At 72.9% G+C, this 7851-nt stretch carries 9 protein-coding genes; 4 read left to right on the forward strand and 5 right to left on the reverse strand.

Going from position 1 to position 7851, the window contains the following annotated elements; all coding sequences use genetic code 11:
- Positions 1 to 701 (forward strand): hypothetical protein (locus tag ACI793_RS19155; RefSeq protein WP_456607971.1); only part of this gene is annotated, 701 nt, incomplete at its 5' end.
- 90 nt (positions 702 to 791) lie between these two features.
- Positions 792 to 1256 carry a hypothetical protein gene (locus tag ACI793_RS19160; RefSeq protein ID WP_456607972.1) on the forward strand — a complete coding sequence of 155 codons (465 nt, stop codon included), beginning with the start codon at positions 792 to 794 and terminating at the stop codon, positions 1254 to 1256.
- 82 nt (positions 1257 to 1338) lie between these two features.
- On the opposite strand, the gene ACI793_RS19165 is transcribed toward ACI793_RS19160, so the two are convergent.
- Both ACI793_RS19165 and ACI793_RS19170 read right to left on the reverse strand, forming a co-directional pair.
- Positions 1339 to 1542: a cold-shock protein gene (locus ACI793_RS19165; protein ID WP_014377016.1), complete on the reverse strand. Its 204-nt coding sequence runs from the start codon at positions 1540 to 1542 to the stop codon at positions 1339 to 1341.
- Positions 1543 to 1666: 124 nt separating this feature from the next.
- Positions 1667 to 2098, reverse strand: a complete 432-nt coding sequence (locus tag ACI793_RS19170) for a hypothetical protein (RefSeq protein WP_456607973.1) — start codon at positions 2096 to 2098, stop codon at positions 1667 to 1669.
- A gap of 238 nt (positions 2099 to 2336) precedes the next feature.
- On the opposite strand from ACI793_RS19170, the gene ACI793_RS19175 reads away from it, so the two are divergent.
- Together ACI793_RS19175 and ACI793_RS19180 are read left to right on the forward strand one after the other, a co-directional pair.
- Positions 2337 to 2540, forward strand: coding sequence for a hypothetical protein (locus ACI793_RS19175; RefSeq protein WP_456607974.1), 204 nt, complete (start codon positions 2337 to 2339; stop codon positions 2538 to 2540).
- Positions 2541 to 2710: 170 nt separating this feature from the next.
- Positions 2711 to 3340: a flagellar brake protein gene (locus tag ACI793_RS19180; RefSeq protein ID WP_456607975.1), complete on the forward strand. Its 630-nt coding sequence runs from the start codon at positions 2711 to 2713 to the stop codon at positions 3338 to 3340.
- A gap of 399 nt (positions 3341 to 3739) precedes the next feature.
- Here the strand turns inward: ACI793_RS19180 and ACI793_RS19185 are convergent, their stop codons facing one another.
- From ACI793_RS19185 to ACI793_RS19195, 3 genes are read right to left on the reverse strand one after another with little or no spacing between them, the layout of a single operon-like run.
- Positions 3740 to 3997, reverse strand: coding sequence for a hypothetical protein (locus tag ACI793_RS19185; protein WP_456607976.1), 258 nt, complete (start codon positions 3995 to 3997; stop codon positions 3740 to 3742).
- Entirely contained in the window at positions 3991 to 4731 is a 741-nt protein-coding gene (locus ACI793_RS19190) for an HAD family hydrolase (RefSeq protein WP_456607977.1), read from the reverse strand. Before ACI793_RS19190 ends, ACI793_RS19185 begins: the two co-directional genes overlap by 7 nt.
- Positions 4728 to 6233 (reverse strand): mannitol dehydrogenase family protein, encoded by a 1506-nt coding sequence (locus ACI793_RS19195; protein ID WP_456607978.1) that lies wholly within the window; start codon positions 6231 to 6233, stop codon positions 4728 to 4730. The genes ACI793_RS19190 and ACI793_RS19195 overlap by 4 nt, the downstream gene beginning before the upstream one ends.
- Positions 6234 to 7851: the final 1618 nt, after the last annotated feature.

A 7851-nucleotide genomic window follows, 5' to 3' on the forward strand; every position in this document is an offset into this window, starting at 1 on the left:
GGTCAGTCACCGTGTCGGGCGCTTCATATCCCAGGAGTCCCGGACGCCCCGGGGGCAACGGCAGGGCCGTCGGACGTGGCGCGGGGGGGGGGGCCCCCGCGGGGCGCCCCCCCCCCCCCCCCCCCGCCGAGGTCCCCACGAGCCTGGTCCGCCGGGCCGGGATCGCCGTCGCTGCCGGCTCCGCGGCCTGGGCCGCCGGGATCCTCGCCTTCGGCCTGGACCCCGCGGAAGGCTGGAAGGGCACCGTCTACGACTCGTCGTCCCTCGCCTTCCAGCTGGGTCTGGTCGCGCTGGTCGTGGTCCAGAAGCGCACCCGGGCCACGGGCACCGGCCACCTCGCGCGGTTCTTCCTCCACCTCGAGCACGTGCTGCTCGGTCTGGCGATCGTCTCCACGCTGGCCTGGATGCTCTTCCGGGAGCACGACCAGGAGGCCTGGTTCCTCGCCCTCGACGCTTTCTGGCCGCTGTCCATGCTGGGCATGGCCGGCATCGGCATCCGCATCGCGATCGCCGGTCGCTGGGCGGGGCTGGCCCGCTTCTGGCCCCTCGGTGCCGAGAGCTGGGCGCCGGTGGTCGTCCCGATCGCCGCGCTGGCCGCCGGGGTGGCTCCCTACGTCGCCGCCGGACACCTGCTCGTCGGATACGTGATGCTGGGGGTCGTGCTCGCCACCCGCCCGGAGCTGACCGGCGCCCGCGACTGACCGACGGCACAGCCCCTCGCGCCTGCGGCGCCCCGCCTCCTCCGGAGGCGGGGCGCCGCCGGGCATGCCCGGACGCGGCAGACTGGTCCGGTGACCTCCCCGCCGGCCCCCCTGCCCGACACCTGGTTCACCCGCGACCTGCCCGTGCTGCGGGCCATCGCCCGGCTGGTGGACGCCCCCGAGCACGGCGGTTCGCCCTACCTGCTCGGCGCGGTGGTCCCGGCGAGCGGGCTCCCCAAGGCCGAGGTGGTCGTGGCGGCGAAGGCCCTGGCGTCCGCCGGCTACATCGAGCCGCTGACCAACCACGCGGGCGACATCGTGCGCATCACCGCGATCTCGGCGGAGGCCCGACGGCTGGCGGGGCTCTGGCCGACGCCGCAGGGGGAGTGGGACCGGCTGCTCGAGCAGCTGGCCGCACGGGCCGAGCGGGCCCCGACCGAGGTGGAGCGGCAGCGCTGGCGGGCGTTCTCCGACGCCGCGGCCGCCGTCGGCCCGCACGACGGGGCGCTGCTGATGTCGGCGCTCATCGGCGGGTACGTGCCCCGCGCGCGCTGACCTGCCCCCCTCGCGAACGACAGCGCCCCCGCCCGGTGAACCGGGCGGGGGCGCTGCACGTGCTGATCAGATGATCAGATGATCAGAGCGGGGTGACGTTCGCAGCCTGCGGGCCCTTCTGGCCCTGCTCGATGTCGAACGCGATCCGCTGGCCTTCATCGAGCGAGCGGTACCCGCTGGACTGGATGGCGGAGTAGTGGACGAACACATCAGGTCCGCCGCCATCGGGGGTGGCGAAGCCGAACCCCTTCTCGGCGTTGAACCACTTGACAGTTCCTTCGGGCATTGCTCGCTCCTAGCTGAGGTGGTGCATCGGGGTCCTGCCATAGCGCAGGGCCTTCCCGACGTGAGAAGCCTAGCGGCTCGACGGCCCGTGCGACCAGGGATGCGTCGTCCCGGGCCGCTGGTGATCACATCCGGCGGCCGGGGCGTTCCGGGAACGGTGGCGTCGGCCGGACGTCGTCGCCGTAGGACGGGCCGACGTAGGTGAAGCCGGCAGGTGCCGGCTGCGCCGTGGCCGGCGCCGGGCCGATCTCCGCCGGCGGTTCCGGTGTACCGGTGCGCCAGGAGGTGACGCCGACGACCTCGGCGTCCGCCCAGTCCAGGTGCTCGGCGAGAGCCCGCTGCCGGCGCCATCTCGCCATCGAACGCGCCCAGCGCTCCAGGCCGAGGCGCCCGGCCAGCAGCAGGCCGGCGGCGACGGCCAGGACGAGCAGGGAGTCGACCAGCGCCGCGGTGACCTCCAGCGCGCCCAGGTCCCGCCAGCCGGCGGCCTCGAACTCGCGGGTCAGCATGATCAGGACGACGAGGGCGACCCCGTACGCCACCAGTGCACGTCTCATCCCCGCCTCCTCCGCTGGTCCGACGTCCGTCACCGACGTCCTGCCTTCGACCAGCGTTGCCCGTTGTGCAGCGGGACAGGCGGCTCCGGGGCCCGCCCTCACTCCGAGGGGGGACGGATCGGCCCGTCGGACCGGTCTTGCGGTTTTCCTGCGGCTCCGTGGGGACTGGCTCGCGGTGCGGGACGGACTGTCGATCTGCCGGTGAACCGGCACGCCCCCACGTCTGGAAGAGCCCCCCATGCGCCCCCTCGCCGCAACTCCCGCCTCCGCCGCCGACGACCGCGCACCCGTGCCGCTGTGGACCATCGACGACCTGCAGGACGCCGACCTCGACCTGGTCCTGGCCGACCGGCTCGCCGAGTCCGCCGTCGCCCTGCGCGCGGCCGCGGCCACGGCCGAGCGGTCGCTGCGCGGAGCGCCCGGACACCTCCTGGCCGGCTGACCGGGGCGGTCCCGCGTCAGGCCGTCGCGCAGAGGCGCGACGCCGAACCTGAGTGGCACGTCACAGTTGCGGTTCCAGCTCGTTCCTCAAGTTCCCGCAGATCCGGCCGATGGGACGGTCGGCGACACGAATGTGGTCGCTACACGTTCGTATCGACGCGGAGGCGCACCATGACGGATCAGGATGCCGGCAGGCCCGAGGAGAGTTCGCGCGCTGACGTCACGCTGGTCGCCCGGGGTGTCACGGTGACCGCGTGCGTCGACGTCTCGACCGAGTTCACCATCGTGGTGCGCCCCGACGGTGAGGGCGTGGGCTGGAAGACCGCCGTCAAGGACGGCGACCCGGTGGCGCTGTACTGGATCGGGGAGAACGAGGAGCGCACGCTGCCCGCGAAGATCGTCGAGGTGGAGGCCGGTGAGGAGCCGCGCTGGCACCTGGCGGCCACCGGGCCGGCCGAGCGCAGCCAGCGGCGGAAGGCCGTGCGTGGCCGGGTCGCCCTGCCGGTGTACCTGCCCTGGGCCGACGGCCAGCTGGTCGGCGAGACCATCGACCTCAGCGAGGCCGGCGTGCGCGTGCTGGTGGACGGATGGGGCCTGCCGCCGGAGCCCGGAGCCCACCTCGAGGTGAGCATCGCGCTCGAGGACGAGGTCCTGCACCTGAAGGGTGAGGTCGTGCGCCAGCAGAGCCATGGCCCCCGGTGGCTGCTGTCGATGAGCTTCCAGGACGTCGCCGACCGGGACGCCAACCAGCTGCGCCGGCGCGTCTTCCAGGCTCTCCGGGAGGAGCGCGCCCTGGCCTAGTGACCGGTCAGCCGTCCACGGGATCGGCCCTGCGCGCCCGGCTGGGCTGCACGCGTATCGGCTCGTCCGGCATCTTCGGGGTGCAGACCCGGGAACCGGTGTGCTGACCTGCAAAGATGCAGGTGGTCGGTGAGCGAGAGTCGGCAGGTTGTCGGGCGAACGCCTTGGGGCATTCACGCCGATCGTTGCTGTGACGAATTCACGAGGCCATCGTCCATGGTCGCTTACCGCGCTCGCTGGGTTGAGTACCCACCGGGCCCACCGCCCGCCGTTCGGGGCGCCACGACTGAGCCGTGCCTGCGTGCGGGGCAGCGCCGGACGGTCACAGCGGCCCCACGCCGACCGGCGTCCCGTACGGTCACTGCGGCCGCAGCGGCGTCGTCGCCTCACGGGTAACGGCTATTCCAGGACAACCCACACCTCGGCCGTTCCCTGAGTGGTGTCCTGGACCCGCACGGGCTCGAACCGTTCGTAGACGCCGAACCAGCGAGGGCCGTCGTAGACGAGTAGCGCCGACATCAGCAACTCGGCCGGCACCTCGTCGACCTCGCCGTGCCGTGGACCACCCCAGTGATAGACCAGCGACATGCCTTGGACGGCGGCGCCACTCGACCGCGGCAGGGCCTTCCGCCCGGCGCCACCCTGGGTGGTCAGCACAGCAGTTGCTCCGCGTCGGCCCACGACTCGACGACCGCGGCCACCCCGGCCTCGCGCAGGGCCGCGGTGCGTTCCTGCTGGTCGGACTCGGGCACGAACTGCAGGATGCCGATCGTCGGGTGACCGGCGGCCACCGCCGAGAGGGCGCCGTTCACCGAGTCCTCGACGGCGACCGCCTCGGCAGGGCTCACCCCGAGCGTGGCCCCGGCGTGCAGGTAGACCGCCGGGGCGGGCTTGCTGGTCGGTTCGGGCAGCGAGTCCTCGGCGCTGAACCTGCGATCGGCGTCGAAGAGTGCGGCGAGGCCGGTCACCTCGAGACAGGCGGCCAGGCGGGACAAGGCGCTCGAGGTGACCGCCGCGAGGGCGAACCGGTCGGACAGGCGCTCCAGCGGCCCGCGCACCGCGGCGTCGGGGCGCAGGACCGTGCGGAGGTGGGCGGTGACGACGTCCTTCTCCTGGGTCACCCAGCCGTCCAGATCGGCGCGGGTGAGCTCCCGGCCGTAGCCGGTGGCGAGTTGTGCGGCGGCCGCTCGGAAGTTCTTGCCGTTGGTCATCCGCTGTAGCTCCTCCGGGGCGAAGGCCCGCTCCGCCCCCAGGCCAGCGAGGAACCGGTTGGTGACGTCGGCGGACGCTGCGTACGCCGGCTCCTCGGAGGGGAACAGCGTGCCGTCGGCGTCGCAGAGCAGAGTGGTCGCCGCGGTCAGGTTTAGGGGGAGGAACTGCTCGGCGGTCATGCGTCCCCACCCGAGGCGAGGAACTCCTCGATGACCTCGCGCGGCCCCTGCCGGTCGAGCGCGGACAGCGCCGCCTGGACGCAACCGGCGAACTGGGGGTCCTGGCCGATGGAGTCGAAGATCGACCACTCGGACAGCATCGGCGCTGCGTCCCCGCCCGCCTCCTGTGCGATGGGGACCAGGTCGAGGCGGGGCCCCTGGACCGGCACCTCATCCCCGGCGTAGTCGGCACCGCGCAGGAACCTGAGCCAACCAGCCACCGCAAGGCACAGCAGGTCGTGCGGGCGGCCGTCGTCGATCGCCGCCCGCACCGAGGGCAGGATGTAGTTGGGGATCTTGCTCGAGCCGCGCCGACCGAGGCGCGCGAGCTGATCGGCCATGCGGGGGTTGGCCAGCCGGTCGAGCAGTGCGGCCTGGTACTCGGCGAGGTCGACGCCCGGCGGCTCCGGAAGGGACGGCGCGATCTCGTCGGCCATCAGCCGGGTGAGGTACCTGCGGAAGACCGGATCTGCCATGACGTCGGCCGTGGTGCGGTGCCCGGCGAGGTAGCCCAGGTAGGCGATCGCGCAGTGGCCGGCGTTGAGCAGCCGGGTCTTCACGGTCTCGTACGGGGACACGTCGTCGACGAACTGGACGCCGACCTCCTCCAGCGGGGGACGTCCGTTGGAGAAGGAGTCCTCCACGACCCACTGCCGGAACGGCTCGGCGACCACGGGCCACCTGTCGGCGACGCCGGTCGCGGCGACGACCGCGTCCCGGTCCTCGGGCGAGGTGCTGGGCGTGATCCGGTCGACCATGCTGCTGGGGAAGGCGACGTGCTGCTCGATCCACGCGGCCAGGTCACTGTCCCGCAGCCTCGCGAACGTCACCACCGCTGTGCGGGCCGCCGTCCCGTTGGACGGCATGTTGTCGCAGGAGAGGACGGTGAAGGGCGGCAGGCCGGCCTTCCGCCGACGGTCCAGCGCCTCGACCAGGTAGCCGAACACCGTCTCCGGCGAGCCGGGGTCCTCGAGATCCCGGACGACGTGCGGGTCCTCGGCGTCGAACTCACCGGTGTGCGCATCGATGCGGTACCCGGTGCTGGTGATGGTGAGCGTGACCACGCGTGTGCGCTCGTCGGTCAGCGCCGTCAGCACCGCTTGGGGGTCGTCGGGGGCGTAGAGGTAGGCGGTCAGCACACCGACGACGGTGGCGCGGTCGCCGTCGGCCGCCCGCTCGATCACCGTGTAGAGCCGGTCCTGGCCTTCGAGGACCTCGCCGATGGCACGGCTGTGCAAGCCAACGCCGAGCACGCCCCAGTCGATCGACCCTCGACGGGCCAGCTCGTCGAGGTAGACCGCCTGGTGGGCGCGGTGGAAGCCGCCGACGCCGATGTGCACGATGCCGGGGCGCAACGCGGCGCGGTCGTAGGTAGGACCGGAGACCCCGGGCGGCAGGTCGCTGAGGGTGTGGTCGGACAAAGGGACGGCAGGAGCCGCCACCCGGGGCAGGGCAGACGTCATGAGGAGCTCTCGACAGGAGGGGGCGGGACGGGGTGGCTGTTCACCCGCGGCCGCCTCTGGCCTATGCCCACGGAGCCGCCGTGTCAATCCGCGCGCAGAGGTCGGGCATCCGCAGGCGAACGAGCCACTGTCCGCGGTGACAGGCCACCGACCCAGCGGACTGAAAGCTGGTGGGTCCCGTCACAGTGGAACCGCATCGGGTCGTCGTGGTGCTGCTCGGCGTTAGGCCGCCCGATCCAACGCCTTGGCCGACGGTCAATGCGGCCGCCTGATCGAACCGGTCGGGCACCGCGTGGGTCGGTGACCAAGGCACGCGAGGGCCGGGCGGTCGAGCACCTGCGGCTACCGAGCCGCTGCCGGCGCGGTGATGACCGTGTCGACTGGCTGCCCCGTCCCCTCGCCCCGCTAACCCGACGTGACGCAGCTGTTCGAATTCTGCAGCCGAGGCGGTCGATCTGGCGGTGATGGTGCGCAGGCGTGCCGGCGGACGGCAGCGGCAGGCTTCACCCGGTGGCGTCTTCGTCGAGCGGGAAGCCGCTGTCGGCCGCGCTCGTCGACCGTGTCGGAGTGACCTCCGGGTCAGGGTCTTGAGCACTCACGGCAGGCCTCCCGGATCGTACAGCGAGGGATGGTGACGGTGGCCCCCGACCGAGGACGGCTGTCCCGGTCGCGAGCCATGAGGAGGGGCCGGTTGGCGCGCGCCGTCCCGGGTGCGGTGCGGTGCGGTGCTACAGCGCCAGGCCGCGAGGTGCGCTCACTGTCGCCGTGCTGTGGACGGTCGGGTCCGGGCTCCTTGCCAAGGAGCCGGAGGGCGACCCGGAGCACGACCGCGTACACACCGACCGGGATGCCGGCGACCGGGCAGGACCCGGCACCGTCTGATCCACGGACGTGGTGAGCGCCGCTGCCTCCTCTCGGGGCAGCGGCGCTCGCTCGGCACGGGGCGTGGGTCGGGTCCAGGCATCGGGGGACGGGCGTCCGCGCAGGCGCGGCGGGCGGCTGCCGGACGCGGCCGAGATCGTTGGAGCTGGTCGCCGAGGGGCAGTCGGCGGTGAGCCTCGTGCGCTCGTTCAACTGCGGTCGAGGCGGCATAGCAGGACAGCACCTCGTTGCTGCGCCAGCCGGCCAGCATCATCAGGTCCCGATCCTGCCCGCCGCCGACGAGCCACCGGTGTGCGACGTGCGCCGGAACCGGTGCGGATGCATCCCCTCGACCCCCGCCTGCCCGCGCACAGCCCTCGACAGCCTGTCCCGTCTTGGCGCCGAGCGGCACCGCGCGCGGCCGGACCCCTTACCGACGACATAGGCGACCTCGCGGTCCAGGTCGACGTCCTCGAGCGTGAGCCTGCACCGTTCGGACACCCGGACCCGCCGGTGTCCAACAGCAGCCGCAAGTTCACCCCGTCGCATCGGCCGAGGAAGATCGGGCGGCCAGCGGTCGCGACGCGTCAGCCAGCGGAGTCCTCGCTGGTCACCCGCTTGGCGCGGCTCGGCTGCACGCGCATCGGCTCACCCGGCATCTTCGGGTAGTCCGGCGGATAGGGCAGATCGCCCATCCCGTCGTCCGTGGCCTGGCGCTCGGCGAGCTCCAGCAGCGGCTCGATGCCGAAGGCGTGCT

This window comes from Blastococcus sp. SYSU DS0617, from assembly GCF_054051075.1.

Excerpts from the sequence above, each read along its gene's own strand:
- ACI793_RS19165 (WP_014377016.1), bottom strand. The coding sequence starts at position 1,542 with ATGCCCGAAGGAACTGTCAAGTGGTTCAACGCCGAGAAGGGGTTCGGC.
- ACI793_RS19170 (WP_456607973.1), bottom strand. The coding sequence starts at position 2,098 with ATGAGACGTGCACTGGTGGCGTACGGGGTCGCCCTCGTCGTCCTGATC.
- ACI793_RS19175 (WP_456607974.1), top strand. The coding sequence starts at position 2,337 with ATGCGCCCCCTCGCCGCAACTCCCGCCTCCGCCGCCGACGACCGCGCA.
- ACI793_RS19180 (WP_456607975.1), top strand. The coding sequence starts at position 2,711 with ATGACGGATCAGGATGCCGGCAGGCCCGAGGAGAGTTCGCGCGCTGAC.
- ACI793_RS19190 (WP_456607977.1), bottom strand. The coding sequence starts at position 4,731 with ATGACCGCCGAGCAGTTCCTCCCCCTAAACCTGACCGCGGCGACCACT.
- ACI793_RS19195 (WP_456607978.1), bottom strand. The coding sequence starts at position 6,233 with ATGACGTCTGCCCTGCCCCGGGTGGCGGCTCCTGCCGTCCCTTTGTCC.